23 protein-coding genes and 2 tRNA genes are annotated in these 23,814 nt (G+C 70.2%); 16 read left to right on the forward strand and 9 right to left on the reverse strand.

The annotated features are described in order from the left end of the window. Nucleotides 1–169: 169 nt before the first annotated feature. The 8 genes from IEZ25_RS16890 to rpmH all read right to left on the reverse strand — a co-directional run bounded on the left by IEZ25_RS16890 (nucleotide 170) and on the right by rpmH (nucleotide 5,450). Nucleotides 170–1,138, reverse strand: coding sequence for a ParB/RepB/Spo0J family partition protein (locus tag IEZ25_RS16890; protein WP_191200626.1), 969 nt, complete (start codon nucleotides 1,136–1,138; stop codon nucleotides 170–172). Nucleotides 1,139–1,199: 61 nt separating this feature from the next. Next, a complete protein-coding gene (locus IEZ25_RS16895) occupies nucleotides 1,200–2,021 on the reverse strand; it encodes a ParA family protein (protein ID WP_318152288.1) in 822 nt (273 codons plus the stop codon). 322 nt (nucleotides 2,022–2,343) lie between these two features. Further along, nucleotides 2,344–3,024 (reverse strand): 16S rRNA (guanine(527)-N(7))-methyltransferase RsmG, encoded by a 681-nt coding sequence (gene rsmG / locus IEZ25_RS16900; RefSeq protein WP_318152289.1) that lies wholly within the window; start codon nucleotides 3,022–3,024, stop codon nucleotides 2,344–2,346. Between the two features lie 50 nt (nucleotides 3,025–3,074). Continuing rightward, the gene (locus tag IEZ25_RS16905; protein ID WP_397184236.1) at nucleotides 3,075–3,644 is read right to left on the reverse strand and encodes a Jag family protein; all 570 of its coding nucleotides are present in this window, start codon (nucleotides 3,642–3,644) and stop codon (nucleotides 3,075–3,077) included. A gap of 59 nt (nucleotides 3,645–3,703) precedes the next feature. Continuing rightward, on the reverse strand, nucleotides 3,704–4,648 hold the full coding sequence (gene yidC / locus IEZ25_RS16910) for a membrane protein insertase YidC (RefSeq protein WP_224749221.1): 945 nt from the start codon (nucleotides 4,646–4,648) through the stop codon (nucleotides 3,704–3,706). Nucleotides 4,649–4,684: 36 nt separating this feature from the next. Beyond that, entirely contained in the window at nucleotides 4,685–4,939 is a 255-nt protein-coding gene (gene yidD, locus IEZ25_RS16915; RefSeq protein WP_191200629.1) for a membrane protein insertion efficiency factor YidD, read from the reverse strand. Beyond that, nucleotides 4,936–5,289, reverse strand: coding sequence for a ribonuclease P protein component (rnpA, locus tag IEZ25_RS16920; RefSeq protein WP_191200630.1), 354 nt, complete (start codon nucleotides 5,287–5,289; stop codon nucleotides 4,936–4,938). The genes yidD and rnpA overlap by 4 nt, the downstream gene beginning before the upstream one ends. A gap of 23 nt (nucleotides 5,290–5,312) precedes the next feature. Then, on the reverse strand, nucleotides 5,313–5,450 hold the full coding sequence (gene rpmH, locus IEZ25_RS16925) for a 50S ribosomal protein L34 (protein ID WP_318152290.1): 138 nt from the start codon (nucleotides 5,448–5,450) through the stop codon (nucleotides 5,313–5,315). Nucleotides 5,451–5,957: 507 nt separating this feature from the next. On the opposite strand from rpmH, the gene dnaA reads away from it, so the two are divergent. From dnaA to IEZ25_RS16975, 11 genes are all read left to right on the forward strand, one after another. Continuing rightward, entirely contained in the window at nucleotides 5,958–7,394 is a 1,437-nt protein-coding gene (dnaA, locus tag IEZ25_RS16930) for a chromosomal replication initiator protein DnaA (protein ID WP_191200631.1), read from the forward strand. A 397-nt stretch (nucleotides 7,395–7,791) separates the two neighbouring features. Continuing rightward, nucleotides 7,792–8,925 carry a DNA polymerase III subunit beta gene (dnaN, locus tag IEZ25_RS16935; protein ID WP_191200816.1) on the forward strand — a complete coding sequence of 378 codons (1,134 nt, stop codon included), beginning with the start codon at nucleotides 7,792–7,794 and terminating at the stop codon, nucleotides 8,923–8,925. Nucleotides 8,926–9,067: 142 nt separating this feature from the next. Then, nucleotides 9,068–10,042, forward strand: a complete 975-nt coding sequence (gnd, locus tag IEZ25_RS16940) for a phosphogluconate dehydrogenase (NAD(+)-dependent, decarboxylating) (RefSeq protein WP_191200632.1) — start codon at nucleotides 9,068–9,070, stop codon at nucleotides 10,040–10,042. Further along, on the forward strand, nucleotides 10,043–11,176 hold the full coding sequence (recF, locus tag IEZ25_RS16945) for a DNA replication/repair protein RecF (RefSeq protein WP_191200633.1): 1,134 nt from the start codon (nucleotides 10,043–10,045) through the stop codon (nucleotides 11,174–11,176). After that, nucleotides 11,166–11,732 carry a DUF721 domain-containing protein gene (locus IEZ25_RS16950; RefSeq protein WP_191200634.1) on the forward strand — a complete coding sequence of 189 codons (567 nt, stop codon included), beginning with the start codon at nucleotides 11,166–11,168 and terminating at the stop codon, nucleotides 11,730–11,732. The genes recF and IEZ25_RS16950 overlap by 11 nt, the downstream gene beginning before the upstream one ends. 294 nt (nucleotides 11,733–12,026) lie before the next feature. Then, complete coding sequence (gyrB, locus tag IEZ25_RS16955; RefSeq protein WP_224749179.1) at nucleotides 12,027–14,231, forward strand: DNA topoisomerase (ATP-hydrolyzing) subunit B; 2,205 nt, start codon at nucleotides 12,027–12,029, stop codon at nucleotides 14,229–14,231. Nucleotides 14,232–14,291: 60 nt separating this feature from the next. Then, entirely contained in the window at nucleotides 14,292–17,009 is a 2,718-nt protein-coding gene (gyrA, locus tag IEZ25_RS16960) for a DNA gyrase subunit A (RefSeq protein WP_191200635.1), read from the forward strand. Between the two features lie 7 nt (nucleotides 17,010–17,016). Beyond that, nucleotides 17,017–17,565, forward strand: coding sequence for a DUF3566 domain-containing protein (locus tag IEZ25_RS16965; RefSeq protein ID WP_191200636.1), 549 nt, complete (start codon nucleotides 17,017–17,019; stop codon nucleotides 17,563–17,565). 117 nt (nucleotides 17,566–17,682) lie between these two features. After that, a tRNA-Ile gene (locus IEZ25_RS16970) sits at nucleotides 17,683–17,756 on the forward strand. Between the two features lie 31 nt (nucleotides 17,757–17,787). After that, complete coding sequence (locus IEZ25_RS21595) at nucleotides 17,788–17,913, forward strand: DLW-39 family protein (RefSeq protein ID WP_224749180.1); 126 nt, start codon at nucleotides 17,788–17,790, stop codon at nucleotides 17,911–17,913. A 13-nt stretch (nucleotides 17,914–17,926) separates the two neighbouring features. Further along, nucleotides 17,927–18,002 (forward strand) — tRNA-Ala (locus IEZ25_RS16975). A 16-nt stretch (nucleotides 18,003–18,018) separates the two neighbouring features. Here IEZ25_RS16975 and IEZ25_RS16980 read toward each other — a convergent pair. Continuing rightward, a complete protein-coding gene (locus tag IEZ25_RS16980) occupies nucleotides 18,019–19,563 on the reverse strand; it encodes a PucR family transcriptional regulator (RefSeq protein WP_191200637.1) in 1,545 nt (514 codons plus the stop codon). Nucleotides 19,564–19,714: 151 nt separating this feature from the next. Between IEZ25_RS16980 and IEZ25_RS16985 the strand changes: the two genes are divergently transcribed. From IEZ25_RS16985 to IEZ25_RS17005, 5 genes are all read left to right on the forward strand, one after another. Beyond that, nucleotides 19,715–20,173 carry a nucleoside deaminase gene (locus IEZ25_RS16985; RefSeq protein ID WP_191200638.1) on the forward strand — a complete coding sequence of 153 codons (459 nt, stop codon included), beginning with the start codon at nucleotides 19,715–19,717 and terminating at the stop codon, nucleotides 20,171–20,173. After that, entirely contained in the window at nucleotides 20,170–21,468 is a 1,299-nt protein-coding gene (gene codB, locus IEZ25_RS16990) for a cytosine permease (RefSeq protein ID WP_191200639.1), read from the forward strand. The genes IEZ25_RS16985 and codB overlap by 4 nt, the downstream gene beginning before the upstream one ends. 78 nt (nucleotides 21,469–21,546) lie before the next feature. Beyond that, nucleotides 21,547–22,218: a leucine efflux protein LeuE gene (gene leuE, locus IEZ25_RS16995; protein ID WP_191200640.1), complete on the forward strand. Its 672-nt coding sequence runs from the start codon at nucleotides 21,547–21,549 to the stop codon at nucleotides 22,216–22,218. A 106-nt stretch (nucleotides 22,219–22,324) separates the two neighbouring features. Then, nucleotides 22,325–22,522, forward strand: coding sequence for a YciI family protein (locus IEZ25_RS17000; RefSeq protein WP_191200641.1), 198 nt, complete (start codon nucleotides 22,325–22,327; stop codon nucleotides 22,520–22,522). A gap of 2 nt (nucleotides 22,523–22,524) precedes the next feature. Beyond that, nucleotides 22,525–23,766: an RNA polymerase sigma factor gene (locus tag IEZ25_RS17005; protein ID WP_191200642.1), complete on the forward strand. Its 1,242-nt coding sequence runs from the start codon at nucleotides 22,525–22,527 to the stop codon at nucleotides 23,764–23,766. Nucleotides 23,767–23,814: the final 48 nt, after the last annotated feature.

Below are 23,814 nucleotides of genomic sequence, written 5' to 3' on the forward strand. Positions count from 1 at the left end.
TCGATGAGTCGATCTGTCGATCTGTTGCTTTGTCGACATTGAGCCGTCGTTCCGTGCCTGAACACCCGCGTATGCGGGGGTTTACGGACCTCAGGTGGCCAGCAAGCCCCAGGATGTTCGTGCATCCCCGCAGAAGCGGGTACTCCAGTGAAGGGCGGTGCGGATTCCCTCAGATGGGGCGGTCGTCGCGGTTGCGCGGATCCATGATGTCGACGATCCGGCGGAGGTCGTCGAGGCTGGCGAACTCCACGGTGATCTTCCCCTTGGCCTTGCCGAGGTCGACCTTGACGCGGGTCTCGAGCCGGTCGGAGAGCCGGTCTGCCAGCTCGGACAGCCCGGGAGCGACCGGCTTGCGTCGCACCACCCGCGGAACGTCGCTCTCCTCGACGCCGACCGAGACGATCTCCTCGAGACCGCGCACCGAGATGCCCTCGGCGGTCACCCGGCCCGCGAGGCGGTCCTGCAGGCCGGGGTCGTCGACGCTGATCAGCGCACGCGCGTGGCCGGCCGAGAGCACACCGGCCGCGACCCGTCGCTGGACGGCCGGAGAGAGCTTGAGCAGCCGCAGGGTGTTGGAGATCTGCGGACGCGAGCGGCCGATGCGCTGTGCGAGCTCCTCGTGGGTGCACCCGAAGTCCTCGAGCAGCTGACCGTAGGCGGCCGCCTCCTCGAGCGGGTTGAGCTGTGAGCGATGGAGGTTCTCCAGCAACGCGTCGCGCAGCATGTCGTCGTCGTCGGTCTCGCGGACGATGGCCGGGATCGTGTCGCGCCCGGCCTGCTGCGAGGCGCGCCAGCGACGCTCTCCCATGATCAGCTCGTAGGCGTTCGCACCCGTCCGGCGTACGACGACCGGTTGGAGCAGCCCGACCTCACGGATGGAGTGGACCAGCTCGGCCAGGGCCTCCTCCTCGAAGACCTGGCGCGGTTGGCGGGCGTTCGGGCGGACCTCGACGATCGGGAGCTCGGCGAAGTAGGCGCCCGCGACCGTGCCGCCGGGCACCTCCGGCGCGGCGGGCGTGGCCGTGTCGTCCGCGCCGGCTGGTGCTTCCTCCGGCGTGGGGGCGGGCTGGCTCGGAGCCGTCGGGATCAGCGAGCCCAGGCCTCGTCCGAGGCCACGGCGGGAAGGGTTGGTGTTCATGCGGGGTCCTCGCGGCGTTGTTCGGGGGTGCGAAGCGGCGGAGAAGGACGTCGTGGGGTGCTCACGAGTGCGGGGCTCCCTTCCGAGCGATCTCGCGCGCGGCCTCCAGGTAGGAGAGGGCACCAGCCGACGCGGGGTCGTAGGTCATCACGGTCTGGCCGTACGACGGCGCCTCGGACACCCGGACCGACCGCGGCACCGCGGTCTTCAGGACCTGGTCGCCGAAGTGGCTGCGCACCTCGTCCGCGACGCCCGATGCCAGGCGCGTGCGGGCGTCGTACATCGTGAGGAGGATCGTGGAGATCGTGAGCTGCGGGTTGAGGTGCTGGCGCACCATGTCGACCGTCTCCAGCAACATCCCGAGGCCCTCGAGCGCGTAGTACTCAGCCTGGATCGGGATGAACATCTCGCGTCCGGCCACCAGCGCGTTGAGGGTCAGCAGGCCCAGCGACGGCGGACAGTCGACGAAGACGTAGTCGAAGCGGTCCTCGCCCGCGTCGGCGGCACTGCCGACCAGCGGATGGGCCGCGATCGCCCGGGCCAGCCGCTGCTCGCGGGCGACCACGCTCACCAGCTCGATCTCGGCTCCGGCGAGGTCGATCGTCGCCGGGACGGCCCACAGTCCGGGCAGATCGTCGCACGCGGAGATCACCTCGATGAGCGGTCGGCCCTCCACCAGCATGTCGTACGTCGACGGGACGCCGCGGTGGTGATCGACGCCGAGGGCCGTGGACGCGTTGCCCTGAGGGTCGAGATCGATGACCAGCACCCGCTGTCCCAGCTGGGCGAGTCCAGCCGCCACGTTGACGGTCGACGTGGTCTTGCCGACGCCACCCTTCTGGTTGGCCACCACGAGGACGCGGGTGGCGTCGGGCCTCTCCACCCCTTGGCGGCGTAGTCCGCCCGTCCGAGCCAGGACGGAGTGTTGCGCGGCCTGGGCCAACGGCGTGCCGTGGTCGTCGAAGTCGTGGTCCTGGGCGGCGATGTCAGCCGCCGTCCGCGGCTGCCAGGCTGGCGTGGTTTCACGTGAAACGCCCTCTTCTGACGTTTCACGTGAAACCGCGACCTCAGCGCCGGCCTGTGGATGAACAGGCTCTCCCTGTGGATATTTGCGCTCAGCACGCATCGCATCACCGGTGGATAACTCATCCGAGCCGCGCGCCTGCGTGCGCCACCTCGGGCCGTCGGAAGGACCGTCGGTCACGTCAGGACACCTCTCGCTTGCTTCGTCGAGGGCGGCGCTCCGCGCGCCGGCTGGAAACTCGGGCAAGGGGCCAACCTATCGAGGACGGGTCGGACCACTCGACCCGCACCACCGTCGTGGGTGGGTCGAGGATCTCGTCCCCCAGCGTGCGCACCTCAGGAGTGGCGCACCGCCACGTCCGGAGGAGCTCCGAGACCGCAGCGATCTCGTCGACCGCCGACTGACCCTTCATCGCCACCAACGCCCCGTCCGGTGCCACCAGCGGCATCGACCAGCCGAGCAGCCGGTCCAGGGGCGCCACTGCCCGGGACGTCACCACGTCGAACGTCCGTTCACCATGAAGGTCCTCGGCGCGGCCGCGCACGACCGTCACGTTCTCGAGGCCCAGCTCGGCCACCACCTCCTCGAGGAAGGTCGTACGCCTGAGCAAGGGCTCGATGAGCGTCATCTGCACGTCCGGGCGCGCGATGGCGAGCACGAGCCCTGGGAGACCGGCTCCGGTCCCGATGTCGCACACCGACGCACCGGCGGGGAGGGCCTCGGCCACGACACCGGAGTTGAGGATGTGCCGGTCCCACAGCCGCGGTGCCTCCCGCGGACCGATCAGGCCGCGCACGACTCCCTCGGTCGCCAAGAGCTGGGTGTAGCGCTCCACCAGGCCCAGGCGGTCGGACGCGAACACCCTCCGCGCCACAACGGGGACGGAGGGTGTTTCACGTGAAACGTCGTCGCTCACGCCGGGAGGATCACCACGTGGCGCTTGGGCTCGGCGCCGTCCGACTCGGACGTCAGGCCGGCGGCTGCCACGGCGTCGTGCACCACCTTGCGCTCGAAGGCGCTCATCGGCTCCAGCGAGACCGACTCGCCAGACTCCTGCACCTCGGCGATGGACTTCTCCGCCAGCGCGACGAGGCGCGTGCGCTGCTCCGCGCGGTAGCCGCCGACGTCGAGCATCAGCCGCGAGCGCTCGCCGGTCTCGCGGTAGACCGCGAGGCGGGTCAGCTCCTGGAGGGCCTCGAGAACCTCTCCCCTGCGCCCGACCAGCTGGCTCAGGTCGGCACCGCCGATCTGGACGCTCGCGCGGTCGCCCTCGACGTCCATGTCGAGGTCACCGTCGAGGTCGGCGATGTCGAGGAGCTCCTCGAGGTAGTCCGCCGCGATGTCACCCTCGTGCTCGAGACGCTCGACCTTGGAGGGCCGGGCACCCTCGCCGTCGGAGCCCTCGGGTGCGGTCACGTTCTCAACGAAGGCGTCGTCCGCCGCATCGGTCACGGCCGCCTCGGCTGCTTCGGTCTCACTCACGTCAATCTCCTGCTTCTTCAAGGGAGCGCAGCCTCGAGGGCGCGCAGAGAATCATGGGGTCAGCGCTTCTTCTTGCTCTTGGTGCGCTGGGCCTTGGTCTGACGCTGCGGCTGCACACGCGTCTGCGACTGCTCGGCGCGCTTCGCCTCTGCCTCGGCTGCGATGCGCTCCTCCTCGAGCTGGGCCGGCGTCTTCAGGCCCTTCTTCTCCGCCTTCGCACGGTCCCGCTGCTCCTTGGCCTCCGCGGCCGGCGTGCCGGGAGCAGGGTTGTTGCGGATCACGTAGAACTGCTGGCACATGGTCCAGAGGTTGGAGACCGTCCAGTAGACGAGCACGCCGATCGGGAAGGCGACACCACCCACGGCGAAGACCACGGGAAGCACGTAGAGCAGCATCTTCTGCTGCTGCGCATAGGGGCCGGACAGCGCGTCAGCCGGCATGTTCTTGCTCATCAGCTGTCGCTGCGTGAGGAACGTCGTGGCCGTCATACCCAGCACGAGGATCGCGGCCACGACCATGATGCCGACCTGACCATCGGCGTTGAGGAACGTGCCCGAGACCGGGATGCGGTCGAACAGGCTGGCCTGCCCGAACTGCTTGGCCAGACCCTCGTCGAGGAAGCCGTGCGCCTTCTCCTTCCGTGCCGCCTGGTCGAGCATGCGGAAGAGCGCCAGGAAGATCGGCATCTGCAGCAGGATCGGCAGGCACGAGGCGAACGGGTTGGTACCCGAGTCCTTGTAGAGCTTCATCGTCTCCTGGGCGAGCTTCTCCCGATCATGCCCGTACTTCTTCTGCAGCTCGCGCACCTTGGGCTGGATCAGCTGCATGTTGCGGCTCGACTTGATCTGCTTCACGAACAGCGGGATGAGCGCCGTGCGGATGACCAGCGTCAGTCCGACGATCGAGAGCACCCAGGTGAGGCCACCAGCGGGGTCCATGAAGGTGGACAGCGCCCTGTGGAAGCCCACCAGGACGAACGACACCGCGTAGTAGAGCGGCGTCATGATCGCCCCACCGATGGTTCCGAAGAAGTCGAGCACTCATGCTCCTCGAGTTGCAGGTGACTCCGCAGCCGGCGTGGCGCGGGAGGGAACGGGGTCGTACCCGCCGGCGGCCCACGGATGGCACCGGGAGATACGGCGTACGGAAAGCCAGGTGCCTCGCACCGCACCGTGCTCGGTGACGGCCTCGAGCGCGTACGCCGAGCAGCTCGGGTAGTAGCGGCACACCTGGCCGTAGAGCGGGCTGATCGCGAACCGCCATGCCCGGATGAAGCCGATGAGGAGGTGCTTCATGCCGGGATCACCTTCGACAGGCTACGTGCCAGGTCGGAGCCGAGGTCGGCGTACGACGCCTCGGCCGCCGGCGGGAGGGCGCGGACCACGAGTGCAGCACGACCCGGGAGCGCCTCCAGTGTCAGGAGGTGTTCCCGGGTCAGGTGTCGCAGTCGCCGCTTGACGCGGTTGCGCGTCGCGGCGTCGCCCACCGCCTTGCTCACCGTGAACCCCACCCTCGCGGGGCCGGACGGCACCTCGGCGTCCACCCAGAGGTGGACGACCATCGTCGAGGAGCCGGCACGTCGCCCGCTGCGAACAGTGCGACGGAAACCGTCGCTGTCGGTCAGGCGGTGGGCAGCGGAGAGCACGGCGGACGCCGTGAGCCCTGGCCTCAGACGGCCAGGCTCTTGCGGCCCTTGCGTCGACGGCTCGACAGGATCGAGCGACCGGCACGGGTCCGCATGCGCAGACGGAAGCCGTGCACCTTGTGACGGCGACGGTTGTTCGGCTGGAAGGTGCGCTTGCTCACGGGTATTTCTCCGAAGGTCTCGAGGGATGTCCACTCCACGCGCGGACAGTGCACGCCTCAGGTTCAGGCAACTTCGGCCGGCACCGCCCACCCACGAGGCCGCCGGTGGCGAATCGTGGACATGCGGCACCCGTCGACACGGAGTGACCGGCCAACGGTACGTGGAGGAGAAAGTGGGGGTCAAACCCACGACCACACCCTACCCGCCTCCCTGTGGATGACGGCTTGCCGGACGCCTCCCGTGGTTGTTACGTTCCACCCCTCCACGGTCCGTCGAGAACACGGTTCGGCTCGAGGCCACCCGGGTGGGTGGAACATCTCGCAGAGGGCACGATCATTGCTCTGACCTGCGCAGACATCGAACGGATCACAGGTCGACGGCGACGCGGAGTGCCCGTTCCAGATGATCGGGCCGGGCAACTCACAGCTTGTGGACAACTCTGTGGACGGGGTTCGGGCACCTGCTCGGGAACTCCCACATCAAGGTGAACGACGAAGGCGGTCCGCGTGGACGACCAGCAGGTAGATCTCGGGACGGCGTGGCAGCAGATCGTCGAGGACCTCCAGCCCAACCAGCGGGCCTGGTTGCGACCCAGCGTCCCGATGACGGTCCACGAGAACACCGCGATCATCGCGGTCCCCAACGACTTCACCCGCAACCAGCTCGAGGGCCGGCTGCGCAACCACATCGAGGACGCGCTCAGCGAGTCCTTCGGGCGCGAGATCCGGATGCTCGTCACCGTGAACCCCGCCCTCGACGACAGCGACGCCGCCCCGGTCGATGAGTCGACAGATCGATCTGACGCTTTGTCGACAATTGATCGGTCCTACGACGCTGCGCCGGCGGACGCAGCCGAGCCACACGAGCCGATGGCCACCTCGAGCGAGCGACGCCCCTCGGCCCTCGAGACCCGCCTCAACCCCAAGTACACCTTCGAGACGTTCGTCATCGGCTCGTCCAACCGCTTCCCCCACGCGGCCGCCGTCGCCGTCGCCGAGGCTCCCGGCAAGGCGTACAACCCCCTCCTCGTCTACGGCGAGTCCGGACTGGGCAAGACCCACCTGCTGCACGCGATCGGCCACTACGTCCGCAGCCTCTACAGCAACGCCAAGGTGCGCTACGTCTCCTCGGAGGAGTTCACCAACGAGTTCATCAACGCGATCCGCGACGACCGGCAGGACCGGTTCAAGCGGCGCTACCGCGACGTCGACGTGCTGCTGATCGACGACATCCAGTTCCTGGAGGGCAAGACCCAGACGCAGGAGGAGTTCTTCCACACGTTCAACACCCTCCACAACGCCAACAAGCAGATCGTGCTGACCTCCGACCGCGCGCCCAAGCGCCTCGAGGCGCTCGAGGATCGGCTGCGCAACCGGTTCGAGTGGGGCCTCATCACCGACGTGCAGCCGCCCGACCTCGAGACCCGCATCGCGATCCTGCGCAAGAAGGCGGCGATGGACCGCCTCACCGCGCCGCCGGACGTCCTGGAGTTCATCGCCTCCAAGATCCAGACCAACATCCGCGAGCTCGAGGGCGCCCTCATCCGGGTCACGGCCTTCGCGAACCTCAACCGCCAGGAGGTCGACATGACCCTGGCCGAGATCGTCTTGAAGGACCTGATCCCCGAGGGTGGCGAGCCGGAGATCACCCACGCGCTGATCATCGCCCAGACCGCCGCCTACTTCGGGGTCTCGCTCGAGGACCTCACCGGCCCCTCGCGTGGTCGACACCTGGTCATGGCGCGCCAGATCGGCATGTACCTCTGCCGCGAGCTGACCAGCATGTCGCTGCCCCAGATCGGCCGCGAGTTCGGCGGGCGCGACCACACCACGGTGATGTACGCCGACCGCAAGATCCGCCAGCTGCTCGCCGAGCGTCGCGCCGTCTTCAACCAGGTCAGCGAGCTCACCAACCGCGTGAAGATGCAGGCCCGCCAGTCCTGACCCGGAATCGGCGAGCAACGCGGACGTGTGGACAACATGTGATTCGGTCCCGGAGTTCATCCCCAGCCCCTGTGGACACCTCGGGACGAACCACACGGACGCTCGCGCCCTCCACATCACGCGCCCAGTTGACCTCGTTCGCTCCCCACATGTCATGCACAGGGCTTCATCCCTCTGACCTGCGCAAACACCGGTCGTCCACAGTTTCCACCGACCCTACGACGACTATGAACCTCAAGACTGGTCCCCTCACCCACCAACATCGAACCGAGCCCTGTCTGGGGACAACCCTGCCGGACGCTCCCGTGCCCGTGGCAGGATGCACTTCCCACGCGCGTGCGTGCGGCTCACGCCTGCCCGCTCGTCGCTCGCCCCGCCCCTCGTCGAGGAGACCCTTGTGAAGTTCCGCGTCGAACGCGACGTCTTCGCCGATGCCGTTGCCTGGGCTGCCCGCAGCCTCCCGGTCCGCCCGAGCTCCCCCGTCCTGGCCGGGTTGCTCATCGAGGCGAGCGACGCCGGCCTCATGCTCTCGACCTTCGACTACGAGACGTCCGCCCGCGCGACCCTCACCGCCGAGGTCAACGACGAGGGCAAGGCACTCGTCAGCGGTCGCCTGCTCTCCGACATCTGCCGGAGCCTCCCGGCCAAGCCGGTCGAGCTCACCCTCGAGGGTCCTCGTGTCTCGCTGACCTGCGGTTCGGCCCGCTTCAGCCTGCAGACGATGCCGGTCGCCGACTACCCCACGCTCCCCGAGATGCCCTCGGCCACCGGCACCGTCTCCAGCGCCGACTTCGCCCACGCAGTGGCGCAGGCCGTCACGGCCGCCGGACGCGACGACATGCTTCCCGTCCTCACCGGTGTCCGCATCGAGATCGACGGCTCCACGATGGCGCTGCTCGCCACCGACCGCTTCCGTCTCTCGCACCGCGAGCTGACCTGGAACCCGCAGTCGCCCGACGAGTCCGTCGCCGCGCTGGTCCCCGCCAAGGTGCTCGGCGACACCGCCAAGTCCCTGACCTCCGGCGCCGAGGTCACGATCGCGCTCGCCGCGAGCGGCGCCGGCGAGGGCCTGATCGGCTTCGAGGGCACCGGCCTCGGCGGCGTACGTCGCACCACGACCCGGCTGCTCGACGGCGAGTTCCCCAAGGTCCGCTCGCTCTTCCCGGCCGAGCACCTCACCGTCGCCAAGGTCAACAAGGCCGAGCTCATCGAGACCGTCAAGCGCGTCGCCCTCGTCGCCGAGCGCAACACCGCGGTGCAGATGAAGTTCGGCGAGGACCAGATCGTGCTCGACGCCGGTTCCGGCGACGAGGCGATGGCGACCGAGGCGGTCGACGCCGACATCAACGGCGACGACCTCACCACCGGCTTCAACCCGCAGTTCCTGCTCGACGGTCTCACCGCCATCGACGGGGAGTTCGTCGACCTCGCCTTCACCCAGGCGACCAAGCCGGTCGTGATCTCCGGGACCGACGCGGACGACACCGGCTCCTTCCGCTACCTGCTGATGCCGCGCCGCCTGCTCTCCTGACCACGAGCCGCCCCCGGTGGTTGAGGTGCGAGCGAAGCGAGCCTCGAGACCACGGACCAACGGGTCCCGACACGCCTGACGCGCGCTCAACCTCCTGCGCTGCGCCGTGTGCTCCTGCGTCGTGCACGGCTAGGCTCACGACATGGACATCGGACTCATCGGCCTGGGCAAGATGGGCGGCAACATGCGCGAGCGCATGCGTCGTGCCGGACACACGGTGGTCGGCTTCGACCGCAATCCCGAGGTGAGCGACGTCGACTCGCTCGCGGCACTCGTCGAGGCGCTGCCCAGCCCCAAGGTGGTCTGGGTGATGGTCCCCGCCGGGGAGCCGACCAAGGCGACGGTCGCGGAGCTCTCCGACCTGCTCGGTGAGGGCGACGTGATCGTCGACGGCGGCAACTCGCGCTGGACCGACGACCTCGCCAACGCCGAGATGCTGGCGCCGAAGAAGATCGGCTACGTCGACTGCGGCGTCTCCGGCGGGGTGTGGGGCCTGGAGAACGGCTACGCCCTGATGTACGGCGGCGACCCCGACGACATCGCCAAGGTCCAGCCCGCCTTCGACGCCCTCAAGCCCGAGGGCGACTTCGGCTCCGTCCACGCGGGCAAGGTGGGGGCCGGGCACTTCTCCAAGATGGTCCACAACGGCATCGAGTACGCCATGATGCAGGCCTACGCCGAGGGCTGGGAGCTGCTCGAGAAGGTCGACCTCACCGACAACGTGACCGAGGTCTTCCGCTCGTGGCGCGAGGGCACCGTCATCCGGTCGTGGCTGCTCGACCTGATGGTCGACGCCCTCGACGACGACCCCGGCCTGGACAAGATCGCGGGCTACGCCGAGGACTCCGGCGAGGGCCGGTGGACGGTCGAGGCCGGCATCGACAACGCCGTCGCGACACCGGCGATCACGGCCGCCCTCTACGCCCGCTTCGTCTCGCGGCAGGACGACTCGCCGACCATGAAGGCGATCGCCGCGATGCGCAACCAGTTCGGTGGCCACGCGGTCCGCTCGGCAGCGCCCAAGGGCGGCGACGCCGAGGGCACCTCCGGCGCCGAGCAGTCCGAGGCCGCCAGGAAGGCCGGCGCCGGCAGCGCCCAGGAGCATGGCGAGAGCTAGTTGCACGTCGCGCACCTGACCCTCCACGACTTCCGCTCCTACACCGACATCGACGTCGCCCTGGAGCCGGGGGCCACAGCGTTCATCGGCCGCAACGGGCAGGGCAAGACCAACCTGGTCGAGGCCATCGACTACCTGTCGCGACTCTCGTCCCACCGGGTCGCCTCCGACGCCCCGCTCGTGCGTGCCGGGGCCGACCAGGCGATCGTGCGCGCGTCGGTGGTCAAGGAGGGACGCTCGGCGCTCATCGAGGTCGAGCTCAACCCGGGTCGCGCCAACCGCGCGCGGATCAACCGGTCTCCGGTCCCGCGCCCGCGGGAGATCATCGGCCTGGTGCGCACGGTGGTCTTCGCCCCCGACGACCTCACGCTCGTGAAGGGCGACCCGTCGGACCGGCGCAAGCTCCTCGACGACCTGCTGATGCTGCGAGCACCGCGGTTCGCCGGCGTCCGGTCCGACTACGACCGGATCCTCAAGCAGCGCAACAGCCTGCTCAAGACAGCCGGGGTCGCGCGCGGCTCCTCGCGCGACGCGGCGATGGCGACCCTCGAGATCTGGGACGACAACCTGGCGCGGGTCGGCGCGGAGCTGCTCGGCGCGCGCCTGCGGCTCGTCGACGACCTCCGGCCCTATCTCGGCAAGGCCTACGAGGCCGTCGCCCGCGGTGCGACCCGGGACGACGCCGACCTGGACTACAAGGCGAGCATCGAGGTCGCCTCGACCGACGAGCTGGAGAGAGCCTTGCTCGACGCGATCGCCGCGAGGCGCAAGGACGAGCTCGACCGAGGGATCTCGCTCGTCGGCCCGCACCGCGACGAGCTGCTCCTGACCCTCGGCAGCCCCGACCTCCGGCTCCCGGTCAAGGGCTACGCCTCCCACGGGGAGTCGTGGTCGTTCGCGCTCGCGCTGCGGCTGGCGTCGTACGACCTGCTGCGCGCCGACGGCGACGACCCGATCCTGGTCCTCGACGACGTCTTCGCCGAGCTCGACACCGAACGACGGGCCCAGCTCGCCGAGCTGGTGGCCGGCGCCGAGCAGGTGCTGGTCACCGCGGCGGTCGCGGCCGACGTGCCGGCCTCGCTCCAGGGCGTGCGCTACCAGGTCGCGGACGGTCGGGTGACCCGTGACGGGTGAGGGCGACGAGCCCGCCACGGGCGCCGACGACGAGACACCGGACCCGGTCGAGCCCGAGCACCAGCCCGACGGCCTCGACCTCGCCCGGTCGGCAGCCCGTGCCGCCGCGGCGAGCGCCGGCACGCCGCCCGCGCGCCGGAAGGCCGCGCCCTTCCGGCGACGGACGGTCACGAAGTCGTCCGGCGCGCGCCCCGACGACCGCGACCCGCAGCTGCTCGACCAGGCCATGGGCCGCCTCGTGGCCAGCCACGGATGGGAGCTCGACCTCAAGGTGCAGGGCGTGTTCGGTCGGTGGGCCGAGCTGGTCGGCGCGGAGGTGGCCGACCACTGCACCCCCGAGTCCTTCGCCGACGGACGGCTGGTGGTGCGCACCGACTCGACGGCCTGGGCCACCCAGCTCAAGCTGCTCGCGCCGTCGGTCGTACGCCGCCTCAACGAGGAGCTCGGGCACGGGACGGTGACCGTGATCGAGGTGCTCGGGCCCCACCTGCCGAGCTGGACCAAGGGCAAGCTGTCGAGTCGTGACGGTCGCGGGCCGCGCGACACCTACGGCTGAGCGCCGGACATCGTCGTCGCCAGAGGCGCGATCTGCCGATCTGGCAGCGTCGCGGACGTACGGGGCCCCATCGGACCCCCTGTTCGGCCCTGTGAACCGGGCTCCTGCAGCCCCTGAGGCCCTCTTTTCCACAGAACGGACCCCCGCGGCCGGGTCGGTCCTTCGGTCCAGGGTCCCTGACGGCTAGTATGGGCCCTACGAGTCGCACGTCGTGTTGCCACCGCAACCGCAGCGGCTTGACTCATGTCGAGTGCCCCGGCGAGTCGACCGGGTTGACGAGAAGAAGGCCGTGCCTTGAGCGAAGAGAATCCCGAGTCCACTGCAGCTTCGACCCCCGATTCCGCTCCTCCCACCGATGGCCCCTCAGAGGCGGAGCGTGCCGAGGCGCTCGCGGACTCCGTCGACGAAGCGGTCGTCGAGGCGGTCGCCAAGCGGTCGAACACCGCGGTGGACGAGGGCACCGAGTACGACGCCTCGGCGATCACGGTCCTCGAGGGCCTCGAGGCGGTGCGCAAGCGCCCCGGCATGTACATCGGCTCCACGGGCGAGCGCGGCCTGCACCACCTGATCTGGGAGATCGTCGACAACGGCGTCGACGAGGCGCTCGCCGGCTACGCGACGAAGATCGTGCTGACGCTCCAGGAGGACGGCGGCGTCCGGGTCGAGGACAACGGTCGCGGCATCCCGACGGACACCGCCCCCGGGCAGGAGATGCCGGCGCTCACGATGGCGCTGACCATGCTCCACGCCGGCGGCAAGTTCGGCGGCGGCGGCTACAAGGTCTCCGGTGGCCTGCACGGCGTCGGCGTCTCGGTCGTCAACGCGCTCTCGACGCGCCTGGTCGCCGAGGTGCGCAACCGCGGCCACCTGTGGCGCCAGTCCTTCCAGCTCGGCGTCCCCGACGCCGACCTCGAGCAGGTCCGGGCGATGACCGACGACGAGGGCACCGGCACGACGGTGACCTGGTACGCCTCCTCCGACATCTTCGAGCACACCGACTACAACCTCGAGACGATCACCTCGCGGCTGCGCGAGATGGCCTTCCTCAACAAGGGCGTCGAGTTCGTCATCCGCGACGAGCGTGCCGAGGCCTCCTCGCGAGTCGACGCCGTCGAGGACGACACCATCGACAACACGGTCGACAACGCCGGTCACGACGCGATCAAGCGCGCCGAGACCGGTGGCCTCGAGCAGGTCTTCAAGTACGACCGCGGCCTCGTCGACTACGTCGAGCACCTCAACCGCCGCAAGACCCCCGCCAACATCAGCGTCATCTCCTTCGAGGCCGAGACGGCCGAGGGCGCCTCGGGCCAGCACATGAGCCTCGAGGTCGCGATGCAGTGGAACACCTCCTACACAGAGTCGGTCCACACCTTCGCCAACAACATCAACACCCACGAGGGCGGCACGCACGAGGAGGGCTTCCGTGCGTCGCTGACCTCCCTGGTCAACAGCTGGGGCGAGGAGTGGGGATTGATCAAGAAGAAGGAGGACCGGGTCTCCGGCGACGACATCCGCGAGGGCCTGACCGCGATCATCTCGATCAAGCTGGGCGAGCCGCAGTTCGAGGGCCAGACCAAGACCAAGCTCGGCAACACCGAGGCCAAGGGCTTCACCCAGCGGATCATGAACGACCAGCTCGGTGCCTGGCTCGAGCAGAACCCGGCCGAGGGCAAGGAGATCGTCCGCAAGTCGCAGGCCGCGGCCAACGCCCGCATCGCGGCCCGCAAGGCCCGTGAGCTGGCCCGCGGCCGCAAGGGCCTGCTCGGCGGCGGCGGCCTCCCCGGCAAGCTCAGCGACTGCCAGTCGACCAACCCCGCCGAGTGCGAGGTCTTCATCGTCGAGGGCGACTCGGCGGGCGGTTCCGCGCGGCAGGGCCGTGACCCCCGCATCCAGGCGATCCTCCCGATCCGCGGCAAGATCCTCAACGTCGAGAAGGCCCGCATCGACAAGGTGCTCGCCAACACCGAGGTGCAGGCGATCATCTCCGCCCTCGGCACCGGCATCCACGAGGAGTTCAGCCTCGAGAAGCTGCGCTACCACAAGGTCGTGATGATGGCCGACGCCGACGTCGACGGCCACCACATCAACACGCTGCTGCTGACGCTGCTGTTCCGCTTCATGAAGCCGCTGATCGAGCACGGCTACGTCTACATGGCGCAGCCCCCGCTCTACCGCCTGCGCTGGAACAAGCCGGCCGAGCACGAGTTCGTCTACTCCGACGCCGAGCGCGACGCCCTCATGCGCGACGGCCTCGCGCAGGGCCGCAAGCTCCCGAAGGAGAACCCGGTCCAGCGCTACAAGGGTCTCGGCGAGATGAACGCCGACGAGCTGTGGGAGACCACCATGGACCCCGACGCGCGCCTGATGAAGCAGGTCACGCTCGACGACGCCGCCCAGGCCGACGAGATCTTCTCGATCCTGATGGGCGAGGACGTCGAGCAGCGCCGCTCCTTCATCCAGCGCAACGCCAAGGACGTCCGCTTCCTCGATATCTAGGTCGCTAGCCGTATCTACGACCAGACCTAGACATCGATAGAACGCAGGAGAGAACACCAGATGACTGAGATCCCCACGGACACCGCCGGCGGCGGCGACGGCCACGGCTTCGGCGACGACCGCATCCAGCCGATCGAGCTGCAGACGCTGATGCAGCAGTCCTACATCGACTACGCGATGACCGTCATCGTCGGGCGCGCGCTGCCCGACGTACGCGACGGGCTCAAGCCGGTGCACCGCCGCATCCTCTACGCGATGTACGACGGCGGCTACCGCCCCGATCGCGGCTTCTCCAAGTGCTCGCGCGTCGTGGGCGACGTGATGGGTCAGTACCACCCCCACGGCGACTCGGCGATCTACGACACCATGGTCCGCCTCGCGCAGCCGTGGGTGCTGCGCTACCCGCTGATCAACGGCCAGGGCAACTTCGGCTCGCCGGGCAACGACTCCGCGGCCGCCATGCGATACACCGAGTGCCGGATGGCGCCGCTGGCCATGGAGATGGTCCGCGACATCGACGAGGACACCGTCGACTTCCAGCCCAACTACGACGGTCGCTCGCAGGAGCCGACCATCCTGCCCTCGCGCTTCCCCAACCTCCTGGTCAACGGCTCGGCCGGCATCGCGGTCGGCATGGCGACCAGCATCCCGCCGCACAACCTCATCGAGGTCGCCGACGGCGCGAAGTGGGCGCTCGAGCACCCCGACGCGACCAAGGAGGCGCTGCAGGACGCCCTCGTCGAGCGCATCAAGGGCCCCGACTTCCCCAACGGCGCGCTCATCGTGGGCCGCCAGGGCATCGAGCAGGCCTACCGCACCGGCCGCGGCTCGATCACCCAGCGGGCCGTGGTCGAGATCGACGAGGACGCCAAGGGCCGCGTCATGCTCGTCATCAGCGAGCTCCCCTACATGGTCAACCCCGACAACCTCGCGCTGAAGATCGCCGAGCTGGCCGACTCCGGCCGGATCCAGGGCATCTCCGACGTCCGCGACGACACCAGCTCGCGCACCGGTCAGCGCCTCGTGATCATCCTCAAGCGCGACGCCGTGGCCCGCGTGGTGCTCAACAACCTGTTCAAGCACACCGAGCTGCAGTCGAACTTCTCGGCCAACATGCTGGCCCTGGTCGACGGGGTGCCGCGCACGCTGCCGATCGACCAGTTCATCTCCAACTGGGTCACCCACCAGATCGAGGTCATCCAGCGGCGCACGCGCTTCCGCCTCGCCGAGGCCGAGCGCCAGGCCCACGTCTACCGCGGGCTGGCCAAGGCGCTCGACGCGCTCGACGAGGTCATCGCCCTCATCCGGCGCAGCCCCGACGTCGAGGAGGCCCGCCAGGGCCTGATCGACCTGCTCGAGATCGACGAGATCCAGGCCAACGCCATCCTCGAGATGCAGCTGCGCCGCCTGGCGGCCCTCGAGCGCCAGAAGATCATGGACCGCCTCGCCGAGCTCGAGCGCGTGATCGCCGACCTCGAGGACATCCTGGCCAACGAGGCCCGCCAGCGGCAGATCGTCTCCGACGAGCTCACCGAGATCGTCGACAAGTACGGCAACGAGCGGCGTACGCAGATCATCGCGGCCGACGGCGACCTGTCGATGGAGGACCTGATCCCCGACGAGGACCTCGTCGTGTCGATCACCCGCGGCGGCTACGCCAAGCGCACCCGCGCCGACCAGTACCGCCTCCAGAAGCGCGGCGGCAAGGGCGTGCGTGGCGCGACGCTGCGCGGCGACGACGTGGTGCAGCACTTCATCTCGACCACCAACCACCACTGGCTGCTGTTCTTCACCACCGCCGGCCGGGTCTACCGGACCAAGGCCTACAACCTGCCCGAGGCGGCGCGCGACGCGAAGGGCGGCCACGTCGCCGGCCTGCTGAGCTTCCAGCCCGACGAGGACATCGCCCAGGTGCTGGCGATCCGCGACTACGACCAGGCCCCCTACCTGGTGCTCGCCACCCGCACCGGCCTGGTGAAGAAGACCAAGCTCGGCGACTACAACAGCCCGCGCCAGGCCGGCGTCATCGCGATCAACTTCCGCGAGGACGACGACGAGCTCATCGGTGCCGAGCTCGTCAACGGCGACGACGACATCCTGCTGGTCTCCCGCAAGGGCCAGTCGATCCGGTTCAAGGCCGACGACGAGCAGCTCCGTCCGATGGGTCGGGCCACCGGCGGCGTGCGCGGGATGAAGTTCCGCGACGGCGACTCGCTGCTCTCGATGTCGGTCATCCGCGCGGCCCAGGTCGCGGCCGAGGAGGCCGTCGCCGGCGACGCCGCCGAGTCCGACGAGGTCAAGGAGCAGTACGTCTTCACGATCACCGACGGCGGCTTCGCCAAGCGCAGCCGCATCACCGACTACCGCCTCCAGTCCCGCGGCGGCATCGGCATCAAGGCGATGTCGCTGGCCAACGAGGACCGCGGCGGCCTGGTCGGCGCGTTCATCGTGGAGGAGGAGGACGAGGTCCTCTCCATCACGAGCAGCGGACAGGTCGTGCGCAGCCCCATCGACGAGAACTTCCGTCCCACCGGTCGATCGACCATGGGCGTGAAGTTCGTGACGCCGAAGAAGGGCGACACCGTGGCCGTCGTGGCCCGCTCCGTCGAGGCCAAGGTCGTCGAGGAGGCGACCGAGGACGAGGCACCGGTCGAGGGTGATGCGCCCGCTGGCGAATCGCCGGTTGTGGCCGACGGTGCAACAATCGAGGGTCAGGAGGCCTCCGAGGCCGCCGGACAGACCCCCGACGAAGACACCGACGAGACCACCGAGGAGTGAGTGATCCATGTCGGAACGCACCGCGACTCCCCGTCGTACGTCAGGGGACGAGCCTGCTCGCAAGTCCCTGAGCGAGCGACTCCAGAGCACGCTGTCCAACGCCGCTGACGAGCACCGCGCCAACGCGGCGCCCGGCCCGGGCCAGAAGGGCAGCCGTACGCGCCGGGTGCCCGGTCGCCAGCCGCGACGGGCGCGTCTGCGCCTGACCCGCGTCGACCCGTGGTCGGTGATGAAGACGTCGTTCCTGCTCTCCGTCGCCTTCGGCGTGGTCACCTTCGTCGCCATCTTCATGGTGTGGTCGGTGCTCGGCGCGGCCGGCGTGTGGGACTCGATCAACTCCGCCGTCGCGAGCATCGTCGAGGGTGACAGCGGCAACTCGACCTTCGACATCACCAACTACGTGGGGATGTCGCGGGTGCTCGGCTTCACCCTCCTCGTCTCGGTCGCCGACGTGATCCTGCTGACCGCGCTGGCCACCCTGACGGCGTTCCTCTACAACCTCGCGGCCGCCCTCCTGGGTGGCATCGAGGTCACCCTTGCCGAGGACGAGAAGTGACGCAGATCTGATCGCTGGTTGAGGTGCGAGCGCAGCGAGCCTCGAAACCCACCCTCGATTGGCACCGCCTGACCACGGTCAGGTAATCTGCGGCGTCGCTGCTGATGCGGCGAGTGCGGGCCTATAGCTCAGACGGTTAGAGCGCTTCCCTGATAAGGAAGAGGTCACAGGTTCAAGTCCTGTTAGGCCCACTCCATCCCCTTCTTCTCCCGAGGAGAGCTCATGAAGAAGCTCCTGCTGGTCGCCCTGGCCGCCGGCGCCGCGGTCTTCGCGAAGCGGAAGATGGACGAGGGCAAGCACGAGCAGGCTCTCTGGGCCGAGGCCACCGACTCCGTCGAGCGGGCCTGACGCTCTCCCTCACGGGGCCTTGGCGCAATTGGTAGCGCACCTGCTTTGCAAGCAGGGGGTTAGGGGTTCGAGTCCCCTAGGCTCCACCATCGAGATCGCCGCCGCTCAGCCGCCGAACCCGACGCCCGGGTCGATCCCGGTGCGCAGCCGCCAGGCCAGGATGCCCAGCTGGAGTCCGAGCAGGTGGTCGCGGTCGTCGAGCTCCACGCCGAGCAGGCGCTCGATGCGGGCGAGCCGGTCGTAGAGCGACTGGCGTCGGATCCCGAGGACCGAGGCGGCCGCCGCCTTGGACGCGCCGTGGGCCAGGTAGGCGTCGAGGGTGCGCAGGAGCTCGGTGCGGTGCAGGCGATCGTGGTCCACGAGGGCGCCGACCTGCTCCGCGGCCAGGTCGGCCCAGGCGGCGGGACCGGTCGTGGCGAGCAGGTGCGGCGCGGCCAGGTCGCGCGCGAGCAGCACGCCGTCGCGACGACCGGTGCGTCGGGCCAGCTCGAGCAGCTCGCGCGCGGTGCCGAGGCAGCGACCGAGCTCGGCGGGGTCGCCCACGGGCGGGCCGGCGACCACCAGCGCCGGGAGCGCCGCAGCCTCCGATCGCCCCGACACCACCGCGAGCTGGCGGGTGAGACCCGCCTGTGCGGCGGCCAGGCCGGCCCGCGCCTGGGTCGGTCCGGGCCACCCGCGCACGACGGCCACCACCCGGCTCCCGGCGACGCCGGCCAGCACCGGACCGGAGCCGGGGCGCAGCGCGTGCTCGACCGCGGGCACGACGTCCGTCAGCGCGGTGCCCGGCTCGACGCCGATGGCCAGCGGCTGCCACCCGCGCTCGTCGGTGGCCGGCCAGCCCAGGTCGGTCAGTCGCCGCACCACCTCGCCCCCGGGCATCGACGCTGCGGCGCAGAGGTCCGACACGAGCGACTGGCCCGGACTCGGACGCTGCCCCAGCGACCCCGCGCGGCTCAGCTCGAGAGCGATCGCCACCGCGGCCTGACCCGCGAGACGTTTGCGCTGGCGCGTCACGGCACCGAGCAGGTGCAGGCGACCCATCTCCCCGCTGGCGCCACGCACCGGCTCGACGACCCCGGCCTCCTCGCGGACCGAGGCGATCCCACTGCGCTCGACGAGCTGGTCGGCGCGGTCGCGCAGCTCGACCTCGCAGCCGGCCGCCCGCGAGACCTCGTCGAGCAGGGCCCGCAGACCGCGGCCGTCGATGACGACCTGCGCCAGGTCGCTCCAGGCGATGCCCCCGTCGACGTGGGCGCGGCGGCGTACGACGAGCTCGTGGAAGTCCTCCACCATCCGCTCGAACGGCACCACCTGCGTCAGGCCCAGCACGGTCAGTCCCCGGCGTCGGGCGGCGTCCAGCATCGGCTCCGGGACCTCGAAGAAGGTGCGCCCGAGCTCGAGTGCGAGCGCGGCGAGCCCGGCGTCTGCCAGCTGCTCGACGTACGCCCCGAGGTTGTCCGCGGTGCGCCCGTGCAGGCCGAGACCGGTCGTCAGGAGCACCTCGCCGCCGGCCAGCAGGCTGCCCATCTCGAAGACCTCCGAGGAGTGCACCCACCGGACCAGCACGGCCTCCGGGTCGCCGGTGAGCACCCGCGCGCCGGCCGCACGGAACGACGGCAGGTCGAGCACCTCGGACAGCGGCACGAGCACGGGGACACCTCCTGACCGGACGATACGACAGGACATCTGCCGGCGTCGCCGGACACCTTGTCTGTTGTCAGTCTCACGTGCGGTCTGGTCGTCTGGGTCACCACACGCCCCGGCCCCCGAGTCGCGGGACACCACGACGAGAGGGCAGCGCATGTTCGACGCGGACGACCGGAGGTTCCTGGACCTGGCGATCGAGCAGGCCCGCATCGGGTGGGACGAGGGCGGCGTCCCCATCGGGGCCGCACTGGTGCACCAGGGCGAGGTCCTCGCCGTGGGCCGCAACCGCCGCGTCCAGATGGGATCGGCGATCCGGCACGGGGAGACCGACTGCATCGAGAACGCCGGTCGCCTCACCGCGAAGGTCTACCGCGCCAGCACCCTCTACACGACCCTGTCGCCCTGCTTCATGTGCGCGGGCACGTCGGTCCTCTACGACATCCCCCGCATCGTGGTCGGGGAGAACCGCACCTTCGAGGCGTCGGAGTCCTTCCTGGCCTCGCGCGGCGTCGAGGTCGTGGTCGCCGACGACCCGGCCTGCAAGGCGCTGATGGACACGATGATCGCCGAGAAGCCGGAGCTGTGGGCCGAGGACATCGGGGAGGAGGCATGAGCATCCCCGTCGACTCCGTCACCACCGGGGCCGAGGTCGTCGACCCGGACTACCCGGTCACGCCCGTCCCGCTGCACGCGCGCAAGTCCTTCCTCTCGCTGGCCGTCGTGCTGCTGGGCTTCACCGTCTTCACCCCGACCATGCTCGCGGGCGCGCAGCTCGGCGCGGCCTTCACGCTGTCGGAGCTGCTCCAGGTGATCCTGCTGGGCTCCCTGGTCCTGGGCGTGTACGTCGCCGCGCTGGGCTGGATCGGCGCCCGCACCGGCCTCACGACCGTCGTCATGTCGCGCTACGTGCTGGGCCAGCGCGGCGCCAAGCTCGCCTCGATCCTGCTGGGCGGCACCCAGATCGGGTGGTACGGCGTCGTCATCGGCACGATCGGCGACCTCACCGCGCAGGCGCTCGAGTGGGAGTCCTACCCCGCCCGGGCGACGGTGATGGTCCTCGCCAGCGTCCTCATGTGCCTCACCGCCTGCTACGGCTACCGCGGCATGTTCTGGGTCTCGGCGATCTCCACCCCGCTGATCCTGATCCTCGCGTTCTGGGTGCTCGTGCGCTCCCTGGACGAGGTCGGCGGCTGGTCGGGACTCGCCGACGTCGCGCCGAGCACGACGCTGACCTGGTCGGTGGCGATCACGACCGTCGTCGGCACCTTCGTCTCCGCCGGCACTCAGGCACCGAACTGGACCCGCTTCGCCCGCACCGGCCGCCAGGCGGTCGCCGCGTGCGCGATCGGCTTCCTCATCGGCAACGGCCTGATGATCTTCTTCGGCGCCACCGGGGCGATGACGTTCGGGGAGGGCGACTTCGTGCTCGTCCTCTACAACCTCGGCCTGGTGGGCTGGGGCCTGTTCCTCCTCTTCGGCAACCTGTGGAAGTCCAACGCCGACACCGCGTACGCCTTCGGGGTGGCCGGCGCGGAGCTGTTCGAGAAGCCGTCCAAGCTGCCCTTCGTCATCGGTGGGTCGGTCATCGGCACCGTCCTGGCGCTCGTGGGCGTGCAGAACCACCTCGTCGACTACCTGGTCCTGCTCGGTGTCTTCGTCCCGCCGCTCGGCGGTGTCATCATCGGCGACTTCCTGGCGCGCTGGCGCGCGGGGATGCCCGAGGGTCAGCAGCTCGCGCCCTTCCACTGGGTCAACCTCGGCGTCTACGCCTTCGCCAGTGCCCTCGCCTGGCTGGCCAACGAGACCGGCTTCTTCATCCCGCCGGTGATCGGGGTGCTGGTCGCGCTCGTGCTGGCCCTCGCGGCCGGTCGCAGCACGGCCGGGCGGAGCGCCACCGGAGCGCGGTGACGTACGACGTCGCGCGACCCGGCGCCCATCCCTCGGAAATGATGGGCGCGCCGGGCGCCGCGGTCCCACACTGATCCCATGCTGGGCATCACCGACCTTCCGACCTACCTCGTCGGCCTCATCCTGATCATCCTGCTGCCCGGCCCGAACTCGCTCTACGTCCTCTCCGTCGCCGCGCGGCGGGGGGTGCGCACCGGGTACGGCGCCGCAGCGGGCGTGTGGACGGGCGACGCCGTCCTGATGATCCTGTCGGCCGCCGGCGTGGCCTCCCTGCTGCAGGCCAACCCGACGGCGTTCGGAGTGGTGAAGTGGGTCGGCGCGTCCTACCTGCTGTGGCTCGCGATCGGGATGCTCCGTGCCGCGTGGGCCATGTGGCGCTCGCGCCTGAGCATGGCCGAGCAGCTCGCCGACGCCACCGCCGAGGCCGGTGTCGAGCCGCAGGAGAAGGGCGAGCGTCCCTACCGCCGGGCGCTGGTGATCAGCCTGCTCAACCCCAAGGCGATCCTCTTCTTCGTCGCCTTCTTCGTGCAGTTCGTCGACCCGGCCTACGCGCACCCGGCGATCTCGTTCCTGGCGCTCGGCACCCTCGCGACCCTCGCGAGCGCGGCGTACCTCAGCATGCTGATCTTCGCCGGCACCCGGCTTGCCGCGGCCTTCCGGCGCCGCAAGCGGCTCTCGGCCGGTGCGACCTCCGCCGTCGGCGCGGTGTTCCTGGGCTTCGCGGTCAAGCTCGCCCTCGCCTCCGCCTGAGGAGAGGCTGGAGATCCCCCGTCGGGTGGTGTCGTATCGGACCCAGCGCGTTCGTGGACAGGGTGGGGGCGGCCCGACCGGGGCGGCCACGAGCACAGGAGCTGACATGCACTACCTCCTCACCGTCGTCGGCGACACCGACCTGACCGTCGACGACAGCGAGCCCGGCGCCGTCGAGGCGTTCAACGACCGGATGAAGGCCGAGGGGCGGTGGGTCTTCGCCGGCGGCCTGACCGACCCCGCCGACGCGTCGCACGCGTGCCAGCGCAAGATCGAGGTCCGCCCCTTCGACGGCGTGGCCTGAGCGTGACCGACCCGCGTCTCGACGACGTCATCGCCCGTGTCCACCGCGAGGAGTGGTCACGGGTGGTGGCCACCATCACCCGCCGCGTCGGTGACCTCGACGTCGCCGAGGACGCGGCAGCGGAGGCGTTCGCGGTCGCCGTCCAGCGGTGGCGCGTCGACGGCGTGCCCCCCAACCCCGGCGCCTGGCTGACCACCACGGCCGGCAACAAGGCGCTCGACCGGCTCCGTCGCGAGGGCAAGCGCGACGACAAGCAGAAGCAGGCCCACATGCTCACCGACCAGCTCTCCGGGCCCCCGGAGCCCACCGGGGCCGTCGACGACGACCGGCTCCGGCTGGTCTTCACGTGCGCCCACCCGGCCCTGGCGATGGAGGCCCGGGTCGCGCTCACGCTGCGCCTGGTCGGTGGCCTGACGGTCGCCGAGATCGCGCGCGCGTTCCTGGTGCAGGAGACGACGATGGCCCAGCGCATCACCCGCGCGAAGGCCAAGGTCAAGGCGGCGCGCATCCCGTGGCGGGTGCCCGCGGCCGACGACCTGCCGTCCCGGGTGGACGGCGTCCTCACCGTCCTCTACCTCGTCTTCAACGAGGGCTACCTCGCCAGCAGCGCCGTCGCCGACCCGGTGCGCGCCGACCTCACCGCCGAGGCGATCCGGCTGACCCGGCTGGTCCGCGAGCTGATGCCCGACGACGGCGAGGTGGCCGGCCTGCTCGCCCTCATGCTGCTGACCGAGGCCCGCCGTGGCGCCCGCGTCTCCGGGGCGGGCGAGCTGGTCACCCTGGACCAGCAGGACCGCGGCGCCTGGGACCGGACGCTCGTCGCGGAGGGACACGCACTGGTCCGCGAGCGGCTGGCCTCCGGTGAGGCGCCCGGTCGCTACCAGGTGCTCGCCGCGATCAACGCCGTGCACACCGACGCCGCCGAGGCCCGCGACACCGACTGGTCGCAGGTCGTCGCGCTCTACGACCAGCTCGTCGGGCTCGACCGCAACCCGGTGGTCACGCTCAACCGCGCGATCGCGGTCGCCGAGCTCGACGGACCGCACGTCGCGCTCGCCCAGGTCGAGGCCCTGGCCGGCCCGCTGGGCGACTACCACGCCTTCCACGCCACCCGGGCCGACCTGCTGCGGCGGCTCGGGCGGAGCGCCGACGCGCGGGCGGCGTACGACCGGGCGATCGGGCTGGCCGGCAACAGCGCCGAGGCGGCGTACCTCACCCGGCGCCGCGACGAGCTCGCGCGCTGACCCGCTGCGCCCCCGCCACCCGCGCGGGAGCCTCACCGGGTGGCTGGG

The organism is Nocardioides hwasunensis (assembly GCF_014779665.1).
GTDB lineage: Bacteria > Actinomycetota > Actinomycetes > Propionibacteriales > Nocardioidaceae > Nocardioides > Nocardioides hwasunensis.

Bases quoted from the DNA above. Each gene is read 5' to 3' on its own strand.
- IEZ25_RS16890 (WP_191200626.1), bottom strand. From the start codon at position 1,138: ATGAACACCAACCCTTCCCGCCGTGGCCTCGGACGAGGCCTGGGCTCG.
- yidC (WP_224749221.1), bottom strand. From the start codon at position 4,648: ATGACGCCGCTCTACTACGCGGTGTCGTTCGTCCTGGTGGGCTTCCAC.
- yidD (WP_191200629.1), bottom strand. From the start codon at position 4,939: ATGAAGCACCTCCTCATCGGCTTCATCCGGGCATGGCGGTTCGCGATC.
- gnd (WP_191200632.1), top strand. From the start codon at position 9,068: ATGGACATCGGACTCATCGGCCTGGGCAAGATGGGCGGCAACATGCGC.
- gyrA (WP_191200635.1), top strand. From the start codon at position 14,292: ATGACTGAGATCCCCACGGACACCGCCGGCGGCGGCGACGGCCACGGC.
- IEZ25_RS16965 (WP_191200636.1), top strand. From the start codon at position 17,017: ATGTCGGAACGCACCGCGACTCCCCGTCGTACGTCAGGGGACGAGCCT.
- IEZ25_RS21595 (WP_224749180.1), top strand. From the start codon at position 17,788: ATGAAGAAGCTCCTGCTGGTCGCCCTGGCCGCCGGCGCCGCGGTCTTC.
- IEZ25_RS16985 (WP_191200638.1), top strand. From the start codon at position 19,715: ATGTTCGACGCGGACGACCGGAGGTTCCTGGACCTGGCGATCGAGCAG.
- codB (WP_191200639.1), top strand. From the start codon at position 20,170: ATGAGCATCCCCGTCGACTCCGTCACCACCGGGGCCGAGGTCGTCGAC.
- leuE (WP_191200640.1), top strand. From the start codon at position 21,547: ATGCTGGGCATCACCGACCTTCCGACCTACCTCGTCGGCCTCATCCTG.
- IEZ25_RS17000 (WP_191200641.1), top strand. From the start codon at position 22,325: ATGCACTACCTCCTCACCGTCGTCGGCGACACCGACCTGACCGTCGAC.